Here is a 19,788-nt window from a genome sequence, read left to right on the forward strand (position 1 = left end):
CCCGCCGTGCGGCTATTCCTCGAAGGTCGCGGCCAGTGCGTCCGCGAGGCCGGGGACCAGTGCCTTGCCGGTCAGCACCTCGGAGGTGGAGTCCTTCTCGCGCAGCCGCAGCGCCGATTCGCGGGCGCCGTCCCGGAGGACGGCCACCGTCATCCGCACCTCCTGGCGCTCGGGGTGCTCGGCGACCCACTTGGCGAGTTGCTTCTCGGTCATGCCCGCCGGCTCGGCCTTCTCGGCGGACGGCGGGAGCATCAGGCGCTCCACGGTCAAGGCACAGCCGACGACGGCGTCCGGCCAGGCGATGGTGGCGAGGAACTCGTCCAGCGGCGTGCCGGCCGGGATCTCGTCCTGCTCGATGGGGGTCAGGGAGGCGTCGGCGGACTCGTCGATGCCCAGTTGGGCGGCGAGCGAGGGCTCCTGCGTACGGAGCTTGGCGGTGTCGACGAGGGCGAACAAACGGGCGGGCTGATCCCAGCCGAGCCCGGCGGTGTACTCGTCGATTTCGAGTACCGCGCGGGTCAGCGGGTCGGCGGCCAGGGGGGTGCCGTCAACGGGGAGGTTGGTCATGCCCAACATCGTGCCTTGTGAACCCCGGAAATCGGGAACCGAGTAAAGCCGTCGTAAGTTGCATCACTGGGTCCTACTATCGCCGGGCCTGCCCCACACGACAGCGAACTTCGAGGTGCGCACCTTGGCTTTCCAGATGCCGGACCGCGGCGGAGGCCCCACCGGGCCACGGATCAGAGTCGGCCGACCGTCGCGACGGCTGCGGACCCTGCTCATGACGTTGGGCGTACTGGCCGTATTGGCCATGCTCTTCGTGATGTTCTCGGGATTCTGGACCGACTGGCTCTGGTACCGGTCGGTCCACTTCTCCTCGGTCTTCACCACCACCCTGTGGACCAAGATCGGTCTGTTCTTCGCCTTCGGCGTCGTGATGGCGGTCGCCGTCGGCGTCAACATCTGGCTGGCACACCGGCTGCGGCCGCCGCTCAGCGCGATGTCCATGGAGCAGCAGAGCCTGGACCGCTACCGCATGGGCGTCGCCCCGTTCAAGAAGTGGGCGCTGGTCGCGGTCACCGCGGTGATCGGGCTGATCGCCGGGGCCTCCGCCTCCGGTGAGTGGCGCACGTGGCTCCAGTGGGTCAACGGCGTCCCGTTCGGCACGACGGACCCGCAGTTCCACAAGGACGTCTCGTTCTACGCCTTCGATCTGCCCTGGTACCGCTTCCTGTTGAGCTTCGGCTTCGCCTGTGCGGTGCTGTCCTTGGTGGCCGCCGCGCTCACCCACTACCTCTACGGCGGGCTGCGGCTGACCAGCCCCGGTTCGCGTGCGACCGCCGCCGCCACCGGCCATCTCTCGGTGCTGCTGGGCATCTTCGTCTCCCTGAAGGCGATCGCCTACTGGCTCGACCGGTACGGCCTGGCGGTGAAGTCCAGCGGCCTGAAGTCGGCCGACAACTGGACCGGCCTGCGCTACGTCGACGCCAACGCCTATCTGCCGGCGAAGACCATCCTGTTCTTCATCGCGGCGATCTGTGCGGTCCTGTTCTTCGCCACCCTCTGGCGGCGCACCTGGCAACTGCCGGTGATCGGGTTTGGCCTGATGGTGCTCTCCGCCGTCCTGATCGGCGGGCTATACCCGGCGATCGTCCAGAAGTTCCAGGTCCAGCCGAACGAGCAGGCCAAGGAAGCGCCGTACATCAAGCAGAACATCAAGGCGACCCGGGACGCGTACGACATCCAGGACTCCAAGGAGACGCCCTACAAGGGCACCAACAAGCCGGCCACCCAGGAGGACAGCCAGCGGCTCCGGGACGAGGCGGACACCACCGCCAGCATGCGCCTGCTCGACCCGAACGTGGTCTCGCCGGCCTTCCAGCAACAGCAGCAGGTGCGGTCCTACTACCAGTTCCCGTCCACCCTGGACGTCGACCGGTACAAGGACAAGGACGGCAAGGAGCAGGACACCGTCATCGGCCTGCGCGAGCTGAACATCGCCGGCATCCCCGAGCGCAACTGGATCAACGACCACTTCAAGTACACCCACGGCTACGGCGCGGTCACCGCCAAGGGGACCGAGACCGCCGACGGCGGCGGCCCGCAGTACACCGAGTCGGACCTGCCGTCCACGGGCCAGCTCCCGCCGCACGAACAGCGCGTCTACTACGGCGAGAAGACCACCCAGTACTCCATCGTGGGCGGGCCGCAGCAGGAGCTGGACTACTCCGACGACAGCGGTGAGAAGAGCTACCGCTACCAGGGCAAGAGCGGGGTCAGCCTCTCCAACCCGATCAACCGCGCCGCGTACGCGGTGGCGTTCGGGGAGCCGCAGATCCTGTACTCCGGCGCCATCGGCGACACATCGCGGATCCTGTACAACCGCACGCCCAAGGAGCGCGTCGAGTCCGTCGCCCCCTGGCTGACCATCGACGGCGACGCCTACCCGGCGGTGATCGACGGCCGGATCCAGTGGATCGTCGACGCGTACACCACCAGCAACGGCTACCCGTACGCCTCGCGCACCACCCTCGGGGACAGCACCGCCGACTCGCTCACCGACGGCCAGCGGGCGGTGGTGGCCCAGCAGAACCAGGTCAACTACATCCGCAACTCCGTCAAGGCGACGGTCGACGCGTACGACGGCACGGTCAAGCTCTACCAGTGGGACACCAAGGACCCGGTCCTCAAGACCTGGATGAAGGCGTTCCCCGGCACGGTCGAGAAGAAGAGCGCCATCAGCCCGGATCTGCAGGCCCACCTGCGGTACCCGCAGGACCTCTTCAAGGTGCAGCGCCAGCTGCTGACCGCGTACCACGTCACCGACCCGGGCACCTTCTACACCGGTTCGGAGCGCTGGCAGATCCCCAGCGACCCGACCACCAAGTCGGGCAACGCGGTGCCGCCGTACTACCTCAGCATGAAGATGCCCGACCAGAAGGAACAGGCGTTCTCGCTGACGACGACCTTCACGCCCAACAAGAAGGACAACCTGGGCGCCTTCATGGCGGTCGACGCCGATGCGACGAGCTCCGACTACGGCAAGATCAGACTGTTGAAACTGCCCGCGCAGACACCGGTGCCGGGCCCACAGCTGGCCCAGTCGAAGTTCAACTCCGACCCGACGATCGCCAATGAGCTGAACATCCTCAAGAAGTTCGGCGACTCGGAGATCGAGTACGGCAACCTGCTGACCGTCCCCCTGGACGGCGGGCTGCTCTACGTCGAACCGGTCTACCTGCGCGGCGCCAACACCAACTACCCGCTCCTGAAGAAGGTGTTGGTGAGCTATGGCGACAGCAAGCCCGTCCTGGAGAACAGCCTCAAGGACGCGCTCGACGTCGTCTTCGGCAAGAAGGCGCCGAGCACGGGCTCGGAGACCCCGCCCGGCGGCGGCCAGACCGGCCAGCAACCGCCGTCCGGCCAGACCGTGCAGCAGGCCCTGACGGACGCCGAGAAGGCGTACGACGACGGCGAGAAGGCGCGGGTGGCCGGCGACTGGGGCGCGTACGGCGAGGCCCAGAAGAAGCTGAAGGCCGCGCTGGACCGGGCGGCCAAGGCGTCCGAGAAGGGCGGCAAGTCCGGCAGTTGAGCAGCTGCCCCGGACCGAGGTCCGGTGGCCGCCGGTTCGCACCGGCGGCCACCGGGACCTGTGTGTCAATGGTGGCCCCCGTGACGTGATAGGTTGAAGTCACAACGGCGCGGGGTGGAGCAGCTCGGTAGCTCGCTGGGCTCATAACCCAGAGGTCGCAGGTTCAAATCCTGTCCCCGCTACTGAAAGACCAAGGCCCGGATTCCTTGAGAATCCGGGCCTTTGTCATGCGTTCGGGTCAAAGCTCGTCCGGGGCGGGTCGGACAACCCATGGGGGAAAGTCGTGTGCTTGAGTTTGGGATGTCGCCGTGTCGGGAAGTCGACAAACCGCTGAAGTGACCTCACCGGCTGCGGTATACCAGGTGTACGCGGGTTACAGGTGATGCGACGATGGTTCTTATGGGGGACAAGGCAAGGTTGTTGGAGACGGACCGGTTTGTGCAGGCGCCCGATGAGGGGCGCGAATCCGAGATGGCGATGGACGCGATGGAGGCCGACGGCACGGCCGAGGCGTCCGACGCGGTGACCGAGTCCGGGTACCGCCGCGCCGCCGAGGCGGGCGACACCGCCGCCATGAGCGCACTGGGTGCGATGCTGCTGCGCCGCGCCGACCTCGACGGAGCCGAGCCGTACCTCCGCTCCACGGCCGCCGCCGGAGACCGGGCCGCGGCCAACAACCTCGGCGTCCTCCTCCACCAGCGGGGCTACGCCGACGAGGCCGCCGGCTGGTGGCGGATCGCCGCCGTCGCCGGATCCGCTGCCGCGGCGCACGCCCTGGGGCGCCACTACCGCGAGCGCGGTGACGAACCGGCCGCCGAGTACTGGCTGCGCCAGTCCGCCGAGTCCGGCCACTACCTGGGCGCGTACGCCCTCGCCGACCTCCTGGAGCACCGCGGGGACATCGGCGCCGAGCGCTGGTTCCGAGCCGCCGCCGAGCGCGGCCACCGCGAGGCCGCCTACCGGCTCGCCCGAGTCATCGAGGACGGCCGCGACGCCGACCGCCGGACGGTGCCCGCCTACGGGGAGTTGACCCAGCAGGCCGAGGCCGAGCAGTGGTACCGGCAGGCCGCCGCCCGCGGCCACCGGCGGGCCGCGCTGCAACTCGGCGCGCTGCTGGAGGAGCGCGGCGACATCCAGGAGGCCGGCCGCTGGTACCTCTCCGCGGCCAAGGACGGTGAGGCTCGCGCCGCCTGCGCGCTGGGCTTCCTGCTGCGCGACGCCGGGGACGAGGAGAGTGCCGCGGAGTGGTGGCGGCGGGCGGCCCAGGACGGCGACGGCAACGCCGCCAACGCGCTGGGCGCCCTCCATGCCGACCGTGGTGAGCTCCAGACCGCCGAGCGCTGGTACCGCGCCGCGCTGGACGCCGGGGACGTCAACGGCGCCTACAACCTCGGCCTGCTCTGCGCCGAGCAGGGTCGACCCGGCCAGGGCGAACAGTGGTACCGCCGCGCCGCCTACGCGGGCCACCGCGAGGCCGCCAACGCGCTGGCCATCCTGCTGCTCCAGCGCGGCGACGCCTCCGGGGCCGAGCCGTGGTTCTCCAAGGCGGCCGAAGCCGGCAGCGTGGACGCCGCGTTCAACCTCGGCATCCTGTTCGCCGGGCGCGGCGAGGAACGGCTGGCGCGCTCCTGGTATCAGCGGGCGGCGGCCGCCGGGCACACCGAGGCGGCGCTCCAGGTCGCCATAGCGCAGCTGCGCGACGGCGACCTCCGGGACGCGGAGCGGAACCTGCGCTGCGCGGCCGGCGGCGGCAGCGCCGAGGCGGCCTTCCGGCTCGCCGACCTCCTCGACCGCCGGTCCGCGGAGGCAGACGACGAGCGGTCCGGGGACGACGAGAGCCGGCAGTGGTACGAGCGGGCCGCGCGGCAGGGCCACCGCCGTGCCCAGGTCCGGGTTGGCATGTTCGCGGCGGCTCGCGGGGACGCCGTCGAGGCGGCGGCCTGGTACCGCGAGGCGGCCGAGGCCGGCAGCCGTAACGGCGCCTTCAACCTCGGGCTGCTGCTGGCCCGCGAGGGCAGCCTCCCCGAGGCCGCCCTGTGGTGGCAGCGCGCAGCCGAGAGCGGGCACGGCCGGGCGGCGCTGCGGCTGGCGCTGATCGCCGCCCGTCGTGGGGCGCTCGCGGAGGCCCAGCGCTGGTGCGCGCGGGCCGTGGAGCTCGGGCCGCCGGAGGTGGCGGAGCGGGCGGCCCGGCTGCGGACGGCACTCCAGGAGGAGCTGAGCGCCTGACGCCGGCGGGCGAGGCTGGTGGCTCCGGTGCCCAGGGCGCGGTCGGCCGGACCGGGTCCTGAGCCCTGTTCCCGGGCGGGGCGGAGGGAATTTGCGCTGGTCGTCGGGGGTGGGTTACAGTAAACCCACAACGGCGCGGGGTGGAGCAGCTCGGTAGCTCGCTGGGCTCATAACCCAGAGGTCGCAGGTTCAAATCCTGTCCCCGCTACTCAAGTCGAAGGCCCGGATCCTCAAGGATCCGGGCCTTCGGCGTATCCAGGCCACCGGCTACGGGCGGTGCCCGACCGCCTCCGCGTACAGGCCGCGGTCCACGAGCTTGTTCTCCGGCAGCGGCGCTCCCTTGGTGACGCCGGCGTCGCGGTAGGACCGCTGGAGCCGGTCGGTGGTGCCCTTCCTGATTTCCCAGTCCATCCGCAGCGGGGGCACCGACTCCAGGATCTTCGGATCGACCTTCAGCAACCCGGCCAGTTCCGTGACGAATGCCCGGTCCGCCTTGTAGTCGCCGGTGAAGTAGGTGTTGACGGTGCGGATGTAGGCGCGGAGGAAGGCGACGCCGGCGTCCGGGTCCTTCTGGAGGAGGTTGGGGCCGTACAGGGCGCCACCGAGCGGCTCGCCCTGTGGCTGGCCGCCGAGGAAGGCGTACTGCGGGTTGCCGTCCAGCTGGCGCCACACCGGGTCCAGTAGCCAGGCGGAGTCCACGCCGCCGCCGGTCAGGGCGGTGAGGACGTCGGCCGAGCCGAGCTGCTGGAAGGTGACGGAGTCCAGGCCGGCGCCGTGGGCGGCGAACGCCCGGTCCATCGAGTACATGATCACCGAGCCCTTGCCGATCATGGTGCCCAGCGTCGCGCCCTTGAGGGAGACCGACGGGGCGTTCTGCCCGTTCTTGAGCCGCACCCACAGGCCGCTCCGGGACTTCGGGCCGGGGAAGAAGTTGCCCGCCACCCAACGGATGTCGAAGCCGCCGTTGACGCCGTTGACCACGGCGGCTTCCGGCGCCGCCCAGAGGGCGTCCAGGTCGCCCTTGGCCAGCAGCGGCAGGGCGTCCGGGGTCGGCAGCACCTTCAGTCGGACGTCCAGGCCCTCCTTGCGGAACTCGCCCTTGGCCAGGGCGACCCGTAGGGGGGCGACGTACTCGGCGCTCAGTGTGCCGGTGGCGACGGTGAGGGTGCGGTGCTTGCTGAGGGGGGCGGGGGCCGGGGTCCCCTTGGCGCAGCGGGCCGGGGCGCGGCCGGGGGAGAGGTCGGCGGGGTCGGTCCAGGAGTGGGCGCCGCAGCCCCGTACGGCCTTGATGGTGCGTGGCTTGGCGGGGGCGGCGGGGTCGGGACCGGCGGCGCAGCCCGCACTGAGGGCGAGTGCGGCGGTCAGGGCGGCGACGGCGACGGTGACGCGGGGGCGGGGGCGGGTGTGCATGGGACCTCCGTACGGGCCGGTGTTCCGGGGGTTCGGGGGCCTGGGGGTGCCCTGGGGCGGTGGGTGCGGGGACGGTGTGCGGACCGGGTTCAGTTCTGCGCGCGGCCGCGGTCGCGGGGTGCCCAGGGGGTGAGGAACCGCCCGGCCAGCCGCACCAGTTCGGAGAAGAGCACGCCGAGGACCGCCACGCAGACGATGCCGACGAACATCACGTCGTTCTGGAACAGCGCCCGGGAATCGAAGATCAGGTGGCCGAGCCCGTCGGCCGCGGCGATCTGTTCCGAGGCGACGATCACCAGGACGGCGACACCCGCGGCGATCCGGGCGCCTACGAGGACGGCGGGCAGTGACGCGGGCAACAGGACGTGCCGGAACATCTGCCAGCGGCTGGCGCCGAAGACCCGGCCGGCGTCCCGGTGGCCTGCCGGCACGGCGAGCACCGCCGCCATCGTGGAGATCCAGACGAAGAAGAAGACGGTGGCCGCCACCAGGGCGATCTGCGGGCCCTCGCCGAGCCCGAACATGTTGAGGAAGATTGGCAGCAGGGCCAGCTTGGGGACGACGTAGAGGGCATCCAGGAGCGGCTCCAGGGCGGCCCGCACCAGCGACAGGGAGCCCATCAGCAGGCCCAGCAGATAGCCGCTGACGGTCCCGGCGGCGTAGCCGGCCAGGACGCGCTGGAGCGTCGCCCGGACGTCCGGCCAGAGCTCGCCGGCTAGGGCGCGGTGCCAGCCGTCGGCCAGGATCGTGGAGGGCGCGGGATAGACCCGGGCGTCTATCCAGGACCGCGTGGCGGCCAACTGCCACAAGAGGACCAGCAGCAGCGGGACGGCGACCGCCAGGGAGACTTCGAGGGTGCGCCGGCGGCGGTGGGCGCGTTCCGGTTGGAGCTCTTGAGGGCCAGGGCGCCGGACCAGGAGGCGGTCGGGGCCGGGTCTGTCGTTGTCGAGGGCGGTGGTCATGCGGGTACGGCCCCCTCGGGGTCGGTGGTGGCCCGGCCGGTGACCTCACCGCGCAGCAGCTCCCACAACTCCGCCTTCAGAGCGGCGAATTCGGGAGCGGCGCGGACCTCTCCGGTGCGCGGGCGGGCGAACGGCGGGCGGCGTTCGGCGATGATCCGGCCGGGTCGGGCGGACATCACCAGGACCCGGTCGCCCAGGACCAGGGCCTCTTCGAGGCTGTGGGTGATGAAGAGGGTGGTGGTGCGGGTGGTCTGGGTGAGGGCGAGCAACTCGTCCTGGAGGATGGTCCGCAACTGGGCGTCCAGGGCCGCGAACGGCTCGTCCATCAGCAGGATCCCGGGCTCGACGGCGAGCGCGCGGGCGATGGCGACGCGCTGGCGCATGCCGCCGGAGAGGGCGGCCGGGTAGGCGGCCGCGAAGTCGGCGAGCCCCATCCGGGCGAGCCAGGACCGGGCCCGCCGGTCGGCCTCCTTACGGGGCACGCGCTGGATGTCGAGCCCGAAGCGGACGTTGGCCAGGACGGTCTTCCAGTCGTAGATGCCGTAGTCCTGGAAGATCATCGCGGCCGGGCGGTCGGGGCTCGTCCGGAGCTCCAACTCGCCCGCGCTGGGCCGCAGTAGCCCCGCGGCGATCCGCAGCAGGGTCGATTTCCCGCACCCGGACGGCCCCACGACACAGACGAACTCGCCGGGCGCGATCGCCACGTCCACCGGTCCGAGCGCGGCCAACGCCCTGTCGCCCCGCCCGAATGACCTTGCCAGCGCCCGGGCTTGGAGGGCTGGGGGGTGGGGGTTTGGGGTGGTGGGGCTGGTGGTGGTGGGGAGGGCGGATGCAGTGCGGGTTGCTGGGGTGGGCGGGGTGGATGGGGGTGTGGGTGGTCTGGCTGATCTGGAGGGTGCGGGCGGTACGGGTGGTATGGGTGGCTCGGGCGGTGTGTGTGGTGCGGAGGGTGTTCGGGGGGCGCTCGACGCGGTGGGCTCGGGAAGGGGGCTCGGTCCCGGTGGCGCGCTCGGCCCGGGCGGTGGGGTCGACTCGTCGGGGGTGGTCGGCGGGGGTGTCGGGGCGGGGGACGGGTACGGCTCTCCCACGGGGTGCTCCTTGCGGAGGGGGACAACGTGCGCCGGGGCGCCGGCCGGGCGTTCCCGGGAGGGCCGGGGCGCGGTCGGTCCCGATGGCCGAAAAGCGTGGCGCGCCGACGATATGACGGACCGTCAGATGCGGGCAAGGGGCTTGCGGGGTGGGGGTTGGTGTGGCGTGCTGCTGCACCCCCCCACCCCCGAACCCACCCCCGCCCCCTCCCCCGAAGGGGGAGAGGGGGGAGGGGGCGGGGGAAGCCTCGGGTGGTGCACGCGTTGCCGTGCGTACGGGCGTTGCCTACCGGCCTCGCCGTGTATGCGGCGTGGTGCTGGAGGCCCGTTCACCGCCGGAGGGGCGGGGGAGCGGGAGGTCCCTGGGGTGCCGGTGAGCCGTACGGCGTGGGGGATCCGTGGGATGCCGGAGGCCCGCGGGGCGGCCGCTACGAGCACCACACCGCCGAGGTGGCGGAGCGGCCGGTACGCGGGGGTGCGGCGCATCGGGTGGCCGCGCACGGCCCGGGCGGCGGTCCGTAGTGGGGGCGCGGCCCGGGCGGCGGTTGGCTCGGCGGGCGCGGCCCATGAGGTGGTCGCCGCGCGGGTGCACCCCGGGAGTGGGGGCCTCGGGTGCAGCCGTGGGGTTGTGGCCCAGAGGCGGGGCCCGGAAGGCACGGCCCAGGGGTACGGCCCGGCGAGGGGGCCGTCCCGGAAGGGGCCGTCCCGGGTCAGGGCTGGGTGCTGCAGGTGGGGCAGATGCCCCGGTAGGTCACGGTGACCTCGGAGACCTCGAAGCCGTAGCGCTCCGGCTCGGGCAGTGCGGAGAGCGGGTCGCCGTGGAGGTGCACGTCGCGGATCGTGCCGCAGCGTGAGCAGACGAGGTGCTGGTGGTCGTGATGGGCGTTGGGGTCGTAGCGCTTGGCGCGGCCGTCGGTGCTCACCTCGAGCACCTCACCGAGCGAGACCAGCTCGCCGAGGGTGTTGTAGACCGTGGCGCGGGAGATCTCGGGGAGGCGCTCGGACGCCTTGGCGTGCACTTCGTCGGCGGTGTAGTGGACGTGGTCCCCGTCCAGGACCTCGGCGACGACGCGACGCTGTGCGGTCAGCCGCCAGCCGCGTCCCCGGAGCCGTTCCAGCAGGTCACTCATGCCAATCACCTATCAGTCAGATAGACACCAGGGTAGCAGCGGTCGTCCATCACCGGATCAGGTACGAAGTTCGGGTACTTCTTGACTTAGACAAAGTCCAATGTAGGATCGGGTTCGGCGCAAGCCAAGGGCAGGTGTACGAAGACATCAGGAGGCGCACGTGTCGGAAGAGACCATCACCGGACCGCTGACCACGGAGTCCGGCGCTCCCGTCGGGGACAACCAGAACAGCGAGACGGCGGGCGTCGGCGGCCCCGGTCTCATCCAGGACCAGCTCCTGATCGAGAAGCTCGCGCACTTCAACCGCGAGCGGATCCCGGAGCGCATCGTGCACGCCCGTGGCGCCGGTGCGTACGGCACGTTCACGGTGACCGCGGATGTGACCAAGTACACCCGCGCGAAGTTCCTCTCCGAGGTCGGCAAGCAGACCGAGACGTTCTTGCGCTTCTCGACGGTCGCCGGCAACCTCGGCGCGGCCGACGCCGTGCGTGACCCGCGCGGCTTCGCGCTGAAGTTCTACACCGAAGAGGGCAACTACGACCTCGTCGGCAACAACACCCCGGTGTTCTTCATCAAGGACGCCCTCAAGTTCCCCGACTTCATCCACACCCAGAAGCGCGACCCGTACTCCGGCTCCCAGGAGGCGGACAACGTCTGGGACTTCTGGGGCCTGTCGCCCGAGGCGACCCACCAGGTGACCTGGCTGTTCGGCGACCGCGGCATCCCCGCGTCGTACCGCCACCTCAACGGCTACGGCTCGCACACCTTCCAGTGGAACAACGAAGCGGGCGAGGTCTTCTGGGTCAAGTACCACTTCAAGACCGACCAGGGCATCAAGAACCTCACCCAGGACGAGGCCAACAAGCTCGCCGGCGAGGACCCGGACAGCCACCAGCGCGACCTGCGCGAGTCCATCGAGCGCGGTGAGTTCCCGACCTGGACCGTCCAGGTGCAGATCATGCCGGCGGCAGAGGCGGCCAACTACCGCTTCAACCCGTTCGACCTGACCAAGGTCTGGCCGCACGAGGACTACCCGCCGATCGAGATCGGCAAGCTGGAGCTCAACCGCAACCCGGAGAACATCTTCGCCGAGGTCGAGCAGTCGATCTTCTCCCCGCACCACTTCGTGCCGGGCATCGGCCCGTCCCCCGACAAGATGCTCCAGGGCCGCCTCTTCGCGTACGGCGACGCGCACCGCTACCGCGTCGGCATCAACGCCGACCACCTGCCGGTGAACCGCCCGCACGCCACCGAGGCGCGCACCCACGGCCGCGACGGCGCGCTCTACGACGGCCGTCACGGCCGCCAGAAGAACTACGAGCCGAACAGCTTCGGCGGTCCGACCGAGACCGGCCGGGCACTGTGGCAGCCGTTCCCGGTGTCGGGTGGGACCGGCGAGACCGCGGCGCCCTCGCACGCCGAAGACAACGACTTCGTCCAGGCCGGCAACCTCTACCGCCTGCTGTCGGAGGCGGAGAAGGAGCGCCTGATCAACAACCTGGCGGGCTTCATCGCCAAGGTTTCCCGCGATGACATAGTGCAGCGCGCGATCGAGAACTTCCGCCAGGCGGACGCGGACTACGGCAAGCGGCTGGAGGCCGCGGTCCAGGCCCTGCGCGGCTAGCGGTCCCGCACGGTCCGGCCGGCCGCCCCCGTGGCGTCGGCCGGCCGCCCGGGCGACCGATCGTCGCTTGCCGTACATGCCGAAGAGGCCGGATGCCATGGGGCTCCGGCCTCTTCGTGCGTATGCGTGCCTGCATACGCCCGCTCGCGCGCCCTCGGGAGACGGGTGTCGCGCCGGGGTGCGGGGCGCCCCTCAGGCCGCCGCGGCCGCCCGGTCGGGGGCGTCGGACCAGCAGCGGATGATGTCGCGGACCGAGACGATGCCGACCGGTTCGAGGTCGTCGAGGACGACGAGGTGGCGGAAGCCGCCGCGCACCATGGCGCCCGCTGCATCGTCCAGGGTCCAGTCCGGAGTCGCGAAGACCACGTCGGACGTGGTGTGGCTCTGTGCGGTCTCCCGGTCGGGATTCTCGCCCGCGCCGAGGGAGTTGAGGATGTCGCGCTCGGTGAGGATGCCGACGCCGTAGGTGTCCTTGTCGAAGACGACGGCCGCGCCGATGCGGCGGGCCGCCATCAGTCGCGCCGCCTGGCGGAGGGTGTGAGCCGGCCCGATGGTGAGGACCACCGTGCTCATGGCGTCTTTGACGAGCATGGACATGGAGAAGAGCCACCTCCTTGGGTGCATGTGAATATGCGAAACGATTCACAAGTGCACAAAGTGGGGGGTTCTCATGTTCACATGCTCTCGGGCGCACAACAAGGGGCAGATGTTGGACGTCAGTCCGAACATCTGCCCCTGTGCAGGTCGGCGGGGGTTTCCGGTGGGTGATCCGGCCCAGTCCGCTCGGTGGTGGATCAGCTCCGGCTGTCGCCGAGGTACGACAGCAGGTCCTCGTGGAGCAGGCCGTTGGAGGCCGCCGCATTGCCGCTGTGCGGACCCGGCCGGCCGTCCAGCCCGGTGAAGCGCCCGCCGGCCTCCTGGACGATCACCGCACAGGCCGCCATGTCCCACAGCGACAGCTCGGGCTCCGCGCAGATGTCCACGGTCCCCTCGGCGACCATCATGTAGGGCCAGAAGTCGCCGTAGGCCCGGGTGCGCCAGCAGTCCCGGGTCAGGTCGAGGAAGCTGGAGAGCTTGTCGTGCTCCTCCCAGCCGGTCAGTGACGAGTACGCGAAGGACGCGTCCTGGATGCGGCCGACCTCGGAGGCGTGGAGGCGGTTCGCGGAGGTCAGGCTGCGGCCGGTGAAGGCGCCCAGGCCCTCCGCGGCCCACCAGCGGCGGTTCAGTGCCGGGGCCGAGACGAGCCCGACCACCGGGCGGTCGCCGCCCTCGCCGCGCTCCATCAGGGCGATCAGGGTGGCCCAGACGGGCACCCCGCGGATGTAGTTCTTGGTGCCGTCGATCGGGTCGATGATCCAGCGGCGCGGCCCCGAGCCCTCGCTGCCGAACTCCTCACCGAGCACCGCGTCTCGCGGCCTGGCGCGCTGGAGCTGACCGCGGATCAGCTCCTCGGCGGATTTGTCCGCCTCGCTGACCGGAGTCATATCCGGTTTGGTCTCCACCTTGAGGTCGAGGGCCTTGAACCGCTCCATGGTCGCGGCGTCCGCGGCGTCCGCCAGGACGTGTGCCAGGCGAAGATCATCGTGATAGTCGGGCATGTGCGAACAGTATCCACTGGTATACGCGGGAGCCACACGGCCATGCCGGGCCCTCCGGGTGGTCTGTCCGCGGATGCCGCCGGACCCGCCCCGGGAGCGCCCGCGGCGGTCTTGACAGTCCCTGACGGTGCGTCAATTCTGTGAGCGGCCCATGGTTCGGGCGGAGCCAGGGAGGTGGCGGATGCCCTCGGCGCGCGAAGCCCTACTGGACGCCGCCTACACGGCGCTGCTGACCCGGGCCTGGGCGGACGTCCGGATGGTGGAGGTGGCGGCCGCGGCCGGGGTGTCCCGGCAGACGCTCTACAACGAGTTCGGCAGCAAGGACGGGCTGGCCCGGGCCCTCGTCCGCCGGGAGACCGAGACCTATCTGGCCGGCGTGGAGCGGGCGCTGGCTCCGGGCGACGCCGGCCCGGCCGGGTCGGAGGACGACGCGGCCGCCCGGATGACCGCGGCGGCCACCTGGACGCTGCGGATCGCCCGGGCGAACCCGCTGGTCAGGGCGGCACTGACGGGTTGCTGGGGCGACCGGCTGCCGGCCGGTCAGGCCGGGCCCGCCGAGCTCGTCGGCCGGTTCCATGAGCGGGCGGTGGCGGCGCTGGCGCCCGGCCGACCCCGGGAGGAGCTGCCGGCCCTGGACGTCGCCTGTGAGGCCGCGGCCCGGCTGACCCTGTCCTGCGTGGTCGCGCCGGCCGGCCCGGAACGGGCCCCGGACCCGGTCCGGTTACCGGCGGACGTGCGCGTAACGGTGCCGCGGCAGCGGACGTGGCGGGAGTCCGAGGGCGAGACCGAGGCGGTTTCCCGGCTCGTGCGGGGCGCGTTCGCCGGGCTCGCGGGCTGATCCGGGCGCCGCTACGGACATCAGTGCGCCGAGCCGGACAGTTGGAGGCCGATCACCCCGGCGATGACCAGGGTGATGGAGATGATCTTCAGCGTGGAGACCAGGTCGCCGAGGAAGACCATGCCGTAGATCGCGGTGCCGGCCGCGCCGATGCCGGTCCAGACCGCGTACGCCGGGCCGACGTCGAGTTTGCGCAGTGCCAGCGTCAGCAGGCCGAAGCTGCCCAGTGCGAAGACCGCGAAGGCGATGGTCGGGTAGAGGCGGGTGAAGCCGTGCGAGAGCTTGAGGCAGACCGCGAAGCCGGTCTCCAGTAGCCCCGCCACCACGACCAGCAGCCACGCCATATCCCATTGCCTCCGTCAGCTCGGTGACCGCTTCAGCCAGGTGACCACTTCCGACCGGACGGGACCAGACCGGACCGGTTCTGCCACGGGGGCGATTATGCCCGTGCCGCTGACGGGTGGCAGGGGTTTGCGGTGATCAGTCGCCCTCGCGTCGTTCACGGGTGGAGAGCAACCGGCGCAGGGAATACAGGCGGGCCGGTTCGGCGTGCCCCCCGGCCACCCACGCGTCCAGCGCGCAGTCCGGTTCGTCGTGGCTGCACGCCCGGGGGCAGCCGTCGGTGCCGGGTTTCAGGTCCGGGAAGGCGTGGATGACCCGGGACGGGTCGATGTGGGCCAGCCCGAAGGAGCGGACGCCCGGGGTGTCGATGACCCAGCCGGTGTCGCCGGGCAGCGGCAGCGCCAGCGCCGAGGTGGTGGTGTGCCGGCCGCGGCCGGTGACCGCGTTGACGTGCCCGGTGGCCCGGCGGCGCGCCGGCACCAGGGCGTTGACCAGGGTCGTCTTGCCCACCCCGGAGTGCCCCACGAAGGCCGTCATCCGGCCGGTCAGCTGCTCCCGGATCCGCTCGGCGGCACTGCCGTCGGTCAGCTCGTCGCGGTTGGTGACGACGTACGGGACGCCGAGCGCGCCGTAGGACTCCAGCAGTGCGTCCGGCGCGGCGAGGTCGGACTTGGTCAGCACCAGCAGCGGGTCCAGCCCGGCGTCGTAGGCGGCGACCAGGCAGCGGTCGATCAGCCGGGGGCGGGGCTCGGGGTCGGCGAGCGCGGTGACGATCGCGAGCTGGTCGGCGTTGGCGACCACCACCCGCTCGAACGGGTCGTCGTCATCGGCCGTGCGGCGCAGCGTGGAGCTGCGCGGCTCGACCCGCACTATCCGGGCCAGGGTGTCCTTGTCGCCGCTCAGATCGCCGACCACGGCGACCCGGTCGCCGACCACCGCGCTCTTGCGGCCCAGTTCGCGGGCCTTCATGGCGGTGACCTTGCGGTCGTCGATCAGGCAGGTCAGTCGGCCCCGGTCGACGGTCAGGACCAAGCCCTCGCGGGCGTCCTCGTGCTTGGGGCGGATGTTCGTCCGCGGGCGGTTGCCCTTGCGGTTGGGGCGGACGCGGACGTCGTCCTCATCGGGGTTCTTCCCGTAGCGGCGCATGGTGTGGCGACCCTCAAGCTCGCCGGGCGGGGGTGGACGCCGGATCGAGCATGTCCGTCCACAGGCCGGGGAAGTCGGGCAGGGTCTTGGCGGTGGTGGCGACGTTCTCCACCTCCACGCCCTCGACGGCCAGGCCGATGATCGCGGCGGCGGTGGCCAGCCGGTGGTCCTCGTAGGTGTGGAAGATCCCGCCGTGCAGCGGCTGGGGGCGGATGTGCAGTCCGTCCGCGGTCTCGGTGACGTCGCCGCCGAGTTCGTTGAGCTCCTTGGTCAGCGCGGCGAGCCGGTCGGTCTCGTGCAGCCGGAGGTGCGCCACACCGCGCAGCGTGGAGGGCGAGTCGGCGAGCGCGGCGACCGCGGCGATGCCCGGCGTCAGCTCGCCGACCTCGCTGAGATCGACGTCGATGCCGTGGATCCGGCCGCTGCCGGTGAAGGTCAGGCCGTGGTCGGTCAGCTCGCAGGAGCCGCCCATGGCGGTGAAGATCTCGCGCAGCGCGTCGCCGGGCTGGGTGGTGTGCTCGGGCCAGTCCGGGACGGTGACCCGGCCGCCGGTGACCAGCGCCGCGGCCAGGAACGGCTGGGCGTTGGAGAGGTCCGGCTCGACGACCAGGTCGCGGCCGAGCAGGGCGCCGGGGGTGACCCGCCAGACGTTCGGCTCGCCGCCCGCCTCCGGCGTGTCCACCTGGGCGCCGACGCTGCGCAGCATGTCGACGGTCATCCGGATGTGCGGCATCGAGGGCAGCGCCGCGCCGACGTGCCGGACCTCGACGCCCTGGTTGAAGCGCGGCGCGGACAGCAGCAGGGCGCTGACGAACTGGGAGGACGAGGACGCGTCGATCTCGACCGCGCCGCCCTCCAGGGCACCGCCGCCGAACACCGTCATCGGGAGGGCGCCGCGGTTGTCGTCGTCGATCCGGGCGCCGAGGGCGCGCAGTGCGTCGATGACGCCGCCCAGCGGGCGCTCGTAGGAGCGCGGGTCGCCGTCGAAGCGGATGGGGCCGTCGGCGAGCGCGGCGACCGGCGGCAGGAAGCGCATCACCGTGCCGGCGTTGCCGACGTCGACGGTGGCCGGGCCGTGCAGGCCGGCGGGGATGATCCGCCATGCCTCGCCACCGGAGGTGCCCGCGGAGCTGGACGAGGCGGTCTCCTCGATGCCGACGCCCAGGGCGCGCAGCGCCTCGGCCATCAGCAGGGTGTCGCGGGAGCGCAGCGGGCGGCGCAGCCAGCCGGGCTCGGAGGAGAGGGCGGCCAGGACCAGGCCGCGGTTCGTGACCGATTTGGAGCCGGGCACGGTGACGGTCGCATCGACCGCCCCGGGGGCGACGGGGGCAGGCCACAGGGCAGGAAGGGCGGGGCTCTCGGTCATGCCCTTACTTTAATGGCTGGACAAGGGTTCCGATCTTGATCAAAAGCGTCGCAACCTGTGCGAAACACGGCTCTCGTGGTGCAACCGCAGGCAGCGGGCCTCTCCGGGGCAACAGGGGCGACACCGACATACGGAATATGGGTTACCGGATGCCATCGGTAGGGACATCCGCTCCTCCTTCATATGCCGAGCAGCCAGCGCCCGCCGCCGAGCAGGGAGCACACCGTCACCACGTGGAAGAATCCGAGCCACACGGCGGCCGGGACGTGGGTGAGCCGCGCCAACTGGTCGGGGTCGGAGTCCACGGCCCCACCGCGCCGCCGCTTCCCCTGGAGCTCGAACGGCGGCCGCACTCCGCCCAGCAGCAGGAACCACACCACCGCGTACGCGAACGCCGCCTGCACCTCGGGCGCGGTCAGCCAGGACACCAGGAGGAAGGTGCCGCCCGCCAGTACGACGGTGAGCACGCCGTACGCGTTGCGGATCATCACCAGCATCACCAGCAGCAGTGCGGTGGCCCCCCACAACAGGGCCGTGGTGTGCCCGGCGGCCAGCAGCGCGGCGCCGGCAAGGCCCAGCAGCGACGGTGCGAGGTAGCCGGCCGCGGCGGTCAGGATCATGCCCACACCGTGCGGTTTGCCGCGTGAGACGGTCAGTCCCGAGGTGTCCGAGTGCAGCCGGATCCCGTCCAGGCGGCGGCCGGTGAGCAGCGCGATCAGCCCGTGGCCGCCCTCGTGGGCGATGGTGACGGCGTTCCGCGACAGGTGCCAGGCGGTGCGCGGGACGATGGCGCCCAGGGCCAGCACGCCGGTGACTATCACCAGCCAGAGCGAGGGGCCGGGCTGGGCCGAAAAGACCCGGTCCCAGACGTCGGTGATGTGGTGGGTGTCCATGTCTCCCCTTCGTGTGGCATGGCAGTGTGGCATGCATGTGCGGTAGGTATGCAGCGAGCCGGCAGCCCGAGGACCTGGTGGGGATCTTCGGCGTCCAGCAGTGGGAGCCCACGGAGTCGTTGGCGCCCAGCTGGAACGTCGCTCCGACGGACAACGTGCAGGTGGTACTGGAACGTCCCCTCAAGGGCGAGGCCGCTGCAGCCTTCCCGCCCGGCCCGGTCCGCCAGCTGCGGACGCTCAAGTGGGGCCTGGTCCCGGCGTGGGCGAAATCACCCGAGGGCGCCGCGCGGATGATCAACGCGCGGTCCGAGACGGTGCACGAGAAGCCGTCGTTCCGGCAGGCGTTCGCCGCCCGCCGCTGCCTGCTCCCCGGGGACGGCTACTTCGAGTGGGTCACCGGCTCCGCCGAGCGGCAGCTGGAGGAGCAGGGCCGGAAGAAGCGCCCCCGCAAGCAGCCCTACTTCGTGACGCCCGCGGACGGTTCGGTGATGGCGATGGCCGGGCTCTACGAGTTCTGGCGGGACCGCACCCTGCCCGGCGACCACCCGCTGGCCTGGTGGGTGACCTGCACCGTCGTCACCACCGAGGCCGAGACCACCCCGCTGGCCGGGGCCGGTGGCGGCGAGGGCCCGCAGTCGCTCGCCGAGATCCATCCGCGGATGCCGCTGCTGCTGCCGCCGGACCGTTGGGACGCCTGGCTCGACCCGGCCCGCACCGACCCCGACGACCTCCGCGCGCTGCTGGTCCCGCCGCCGTCCGGACTGATGCGGGCCCACCCGGTCCCGACCGACGTCAGCAACGTCCGCAACAACGGGCCGGAGCTGGTCACCGAACTCGACGGGCCCGAGGTCGGCACGCTGTTCTGACCGGCCGGGCGGGCCGCGCCGCCCTCCCCGGCACACCACGGGCAGGATGGGCGTATGAGTACGAGGGCGAACGAGAGCGAGACGGTCGCGACGCCGGCGGGCGACGCCCGGATCTCCTGGTACCGCGACGCCGAGCCGGCCCGGGCCGTGGTCGCCGTGAGCCACGGCGCGGGCGGCGGCATCGAGGCCCGCGACCTGGCGGCCCTGGCGGCGGTGCTGCCGGCCCGCGGCTACACCGTGGCGCTGGTCGAGCAGCCGTGGCGGGTGGCCGGTAAGAAGGTGGCGCCCGCGCCGAAGACCCTGGACGTCGGATGGACCGCGCTCTGGCCGGCGTTGGAGAAGCCCGGCCTACCGGTGGTCGCGGGCGGCCGGAGCGCCGGCGCCCGGGTGGCCTGCCGGACGGCGCGCGAGCTGGGCGCCCACGCCGTGCTGGCGCTGAGTTTCCCCCTGCACCCGCCGGGGAAGCCGGAGAAGTCCCGGGTCGACGAGCTGACCGGCGCCGGGGTGCCGACCCTGGTGGTCCAGGGGGGCCGGGACCCGTTCGGGCGCCCCGAGGAGTTCCCGGCGGGCACCGAGCTCACCGAGGTGGCCCACGGCGACCACGGCTTCGCGGTGCCGAAGTCGGCGGGGGTGACCGAGGCGGAGTCGATGGCGGCGCTCACCGACGCGGTGGTGGCGTGGCTGGACGGAATGTTCGGCTGACGGGC

General features: G+C 71.8%; 17 protein-coding genes and 2 tRNA genes. 8 read left to right on the forward strand and 11 right to left on the reverse strand.

Features of this window, described 5'->3' with window-relative positions:
• Positions 1-12: 12 nt before the first annotated feature.
• Entirely contained in the window at positions 13-567 is a 555-nt protein-coding gene (locus ACO0M4_RS01965) for a PPA1309 family protein (RefSeq protein ID WP_430367769.1), read from the reverse strand.
• Between the two features lie 214 nt (positions 568-781).
• On the opposite strand from ACO0M4_RS01965, the gene ACO0M4_RS01970 reads away from it, so the two are divergent.
• From ACO0M4_RS01970 to ACO0M4_RS01985, 4 genes are all read left to right on the forward strand, one after another.
• On the forward strand, positions 782-3,592 hold the full coding sequence (locus ACO0M4_RS01970; protein WP_430367770.1) for a UPF0182 family protein: 2,811 nt from the start codon (positions 782-784) through the stop codon (positions 3,590-3,592).
• A gap of 108 nt (positions 3,593-3,700) precedes the next feature.
• Positions 3,701-3,774 (forward strand) — tRNA-Met (locus ACO0M4_RS01975).
• 208 nt (positions 3,775-3,982) lie between these two features.
• Positions 3,983-5,818, forward strand: coding sequence for a sel1 repeat family protein (locus ACO0M4_RS01980; protein WP_430367771.1), 1,836 nt, complete (start codon positions 3,983-3,985; stop codon positions 5,816-5,818).
• Positions 5,819-5,952: 134 nt separating this feature from the next.
• Positions 5,953-6,026 (forward strand) — tRNA-Met (locus ACO0M4_RS01985).
• Positions 6,027-6,085: 59 nt separating this feature from the next.
• On the opposite strand, the gene ACO0M4_RS01990 is transcribed toward ACO0M4_RS01985, so the two are convergent.
• The 4 genes from ACO0M4_RS01990 to ACO0M4_RS02005 all read right to left on the reverse strand — a co-directional run bounded on the left by ACO0M4_RS01990 (position 6,086) and on the right by ACO0M4_RS02005 (position 10,408).
• On the reverse strand, positions 6,086-7,228 hold the full coding sequence (locus tag ACO0M4_RS01990) for an ABC transporter substrate-binding protein (RefSeq protein WP_430367772.1): 1,143 nt from the start codon (positions 7,226-7,228) through the stop codon (positions 6,086-6,088).
• Positions 7,229-7,317: 89 nt separating this feature from the next.
• Positions 7,318-8,190, reverse strand: a complete 873-nt coding sequence (locus ACO0M4_RS01995) for an ABC transporter permease (protein WP_430367773.1) — start codon at positions 8,188-8,190, stop codon at positions 7,318-7,320.
• On the reverse strand, positions 8,187-8,951 hold the full coding sequence (locus tag ACO0M4_RS02000; protein ID WP_430371188.1) for an ABC transporter ATP-binding protein: 765 nt from the start codon (positions 8,949-8,951) through the stop codon (positions 8,187-8,189). Before ACO0M4_RS02000 ends, ACO0M4_RS01995 begins: the two co-directional genes overlap by 4 nt.
• A gap of 1,037 nt (positions 8,952-9,988) precedes the next feature.
• Positions 9,989-10,408: a Fur family transcriptional regulator gene (locus ACO0M4_RS02005; RefSeq protein WP_390014507.1), complete on the reverse strand. Its 420-nt coding sequence runs from the start codon at positions 10,406-10,408 to the stop codon at positions 9,989-9,991.
• Positions 10,409-10,568: 160 nt separating this feature from the next.
• On the opposite strand from ACO0M4_RS02005, the gene ACO0M4_RS02010 reads away from it, so the two are divergent.
• Positions 10,569-12,032 carry a catalase gene (locus tag ACO0M4_RS02010; protein ID WP_430367774.1) on the forward strand — a complete coding sequence of 488 codons (1,464 nt, stop codon included), beginning with the start codon at positions 10,569-10,571 and terminating at the stop codon, positions 12,030-12,032.
• A 192-nt stretch (positions 12,033-12,224) separates the two neighbouring features.
• On the opposite strand, the gene ACO0M4_RS02015 is transcribed toward ACO0M4_RS02010, so the two are convergent.
• Both ACO0M4_RS02015 and hisN read right to left on the reverse strand, forming a co-directional pair.
• On the reverse strand, positions 12,225-12,623 hold the full coding sequence (locus tag ACO0M4_RS02015; protein ID WP_430371190.1) for a CBS domain-containing protein: 399 nt from the start codon (positions 12,621-12,623) through the stop codon (positions 12,225-12,227).
• Positions 12,624-12,826: 203 nt separating this feature from the next.
• Positions 12,827-13,630, reverse strand: coding sequence for a histidinol-phosphatase (gene hisN / locus ACO0M4_RS02020; protein WP_390014513.1), 804 nt, complete (start codon positions 13,628-13,630; stop codon positions 12,827-12,829).
• 181 nt (positions 13,631-13,811) lie between these two features.
• Between hisN and ACO0M4_RS02025 the strand changes: the two genes are divergently transcribed.
• A complete protein-coding gene (locus ACO0M4_RS02025; RefSeq protein WP_430367775.1) occupies positions 13,812-14,468 on the forward strand; it encodes a TetR/AcrR family transcriptional regulator in 657 nt (218 codons plus the stop codon).
• A gap of 20 nt (positions 14,469-14,488) precedes the next feature.
• On the opposite strand, the gene ACO0M4_RS02030 is transcribed toward ACO0M4_RS02025, so the two are convergent.
• The 4 genes from ACO0M4_RS02030 to ACO0M4_RS02045 form a co-directional block, all read right to left on the reverse strand.
• Positions 14,489-14,812, reverse strand: a complete 324-nt coding sequence (locus tag ACO0M4_RS02030; protein WP_390014517.1) for a DMT family transporter — start codon at positions 14,810-14,812, stop codon at positions 14,489-14,491.
• A 136-nt stretch (positions 14,813-14,948) separates the two neighbouring features.
• Entirely contained in the window at positions 14,949-15,956 is a 1,008-nt protein-coding gene (gene rsgA / locus ACO0M4_RS02035) for a ribosome small subunit-dependent GTPase A (protein WP_430367776.1), read from the reverse strand.
• A gap of 13 nt (positions 15,957-15,969) precedes the next feature.
• Positions 15,970-17,322, reverse strand: a complete 1,353-nt coding sequence (gene aroA, locus ACO0M4_RS02040) for a 3-phosphoshikimate 1-carboxyvinyltransferase (RefSeq protein ID WP_430367777.1) — start codon at positions 17,320-17,322, stop codon at positions 15,970-15,972.
• 179 nt (positions 17,323-17,501) lie between these two features.
• Positions 17,502-18,215 (reverse strand): M50 family metallopeptidase, encoded by a 714-nt coding sequence (locus ACO0M4_RS02045; protein ID WP_430367778.1) that lies wholly within the window; start codon positions 18,213-18,215, stop codon positions 17,502-17,504.
• 35 nt (positions 18,216-18,250) lie between these two features.
• Here ACO0M4_RS02045 and ACO0M4_RS02050 point away from each other — a divergent pair, with 35 nt between their 5' ends.
• Positions 18,251-19,081: an SOS response-associated peptidase gene (locus tag ACO0M4_RS02050; protein ID WP_430367779.1), complete on the forward strand. Its 831-nt coding sequence runs from the start codon at positions 18,251-18,253 to the stop codon at positions 19,079-19,081.
• Between the two features lie 54 nt (positions 19,082-19,135).
• A complete protein-coding gene (locus tag ACO0M4_RS02055; protein ID WP_430367780.1) occupies positions 19,136-19,783 on the forward strand; it encodes an alpha/beta hydrolase family protein in 648 nt (215 codons plus the stop codon).
• Positions 19,784-19,788 lie beyond the last annotated feature (5 nt).

The organism is Streptomyces sp. RGM 3693 (assembly GCF_050471125.1).
Classification (GTDB): Bacteria; Actinomycetota; Actinomycetes; order Streptomycetales; family Streptomycetaceae; genus Streptomyces.

What these genes read in the sequence shown, in the direction of transcription:
- ACO0M4_RS01965 (WP_430367769.1), bottom strand. Translation starts at nt 567, where the DNA reads ATGACCAACCTCCCCGTTGACGGCACCCCCCTGGCCGCCGACCCGCTG.
- ACO0M4_RS01970 (WP_430367770.1), top strand. Translation starts at nt 782, where the DNA reads ATGACGTTGGGCGTACTGGCCGTATTGGCCATGCTCTTCGTGATGTTC.
- ACO0M4_RS01980 (WP_430367771.1), top strand. Translation starts at nt 3,983, where the DNA reads ATGGTTCTTATGGGGGACAAGGCAAGGTTGTTGGAGACGGACCGGTTT.
- ACO0M4_RS01990 (WP_430367772.1), bottom strand. Translation starts at nt 7,228, where the DNA reads ATGCACACCCGCCCCCGCCCCCGCGTCACCGTCGCCGTCGCCGCCCTG.
- ACO0M4_RS01995 (WP_430367773.1), bottom strand. Translation starts at nt 8,190, where the DNA reads ATGACCACCGCCCTCGACAACGACAGACCCGGCCCCGACCGCCTCCTG.
- ACO0M4_RS02005 (WP_390014507.1), bottom strand. Translation starts at nt 10,408, where the DNA reads ATGAGTGACCTGCTGGAACGGCTCCGGGGACGCGGCTGGCGGCTGACC.
- ACO0M4_RS02015 (WP_430371190.1), bottom strand. Translation starts at nt 12,623, where the DNA reads ATGCTCGTCAAAGACGCCATGAGCACGGTGGTCCTCACCATCGGGCCG.
- hisN (WP_390014513.1), bottom strand. Translation starts at nt 13,630, where the DNA reads ATGCCCGACTATCACGATGATCTTCGCCTGGCACACGTCCTGGCGGAC.
- ACO0M4_RS02025 (WP_430367775.1), top strand. Translation starts at nt 13,812, where the DNA reads ATGCCCTCGGCGCGCGAAGCCCTACTGGACGCCGCCTACACGGCGCTG.
- ACO0M4_RS02030 (WP_390014517.1), bottom strand. Translation starts at nt 14,812, where the DNA reads ATGGCGTGGCTGCTGGTCGTGGTGGCGGGGCTACTGGAGACCGGCTTC.
- rsgA (WP_430367776.1), bottom strand. Translation starts at nt 15,956, where the DNA reads ATGCGCCGCTACGGGAAGAACCCCGATGAGGACGACGTCCGCGTCCGC.
- aroA (WP_430367777.1), bottom strand. Translation starts at nt 17,322, where the DNA reads ATGACCGAGAGCCCCGCCCTTCCTGCCCTGTGGCCTGCCCCCGTCGCC.
- ACO0M4_RS02045 (WP_430367778.1), bottom strand. Translation starts at nt 18,215, where the DNA reads ATGGACACCCACCACATCACCGACGTCTGGGACCGGGTCTTTTCGGCC.
- ACO0M4_RS02050 (WP_430367779.1), top strand. Translation starts at nt 18,251, where the DNA reads ATGTGCGGTAGGTATGCAGCGAGCCGGCAGCCCGAGGACCTGGTGGGG.
- ACO0M4_RS02055 (WP_430367780.1), top strand. Translation starts at nt 19,136, where the DNA reads ATGAGTACGAGGGCGAACGAGAGCGAGACGGTCGCGACGCCGGCGGGC.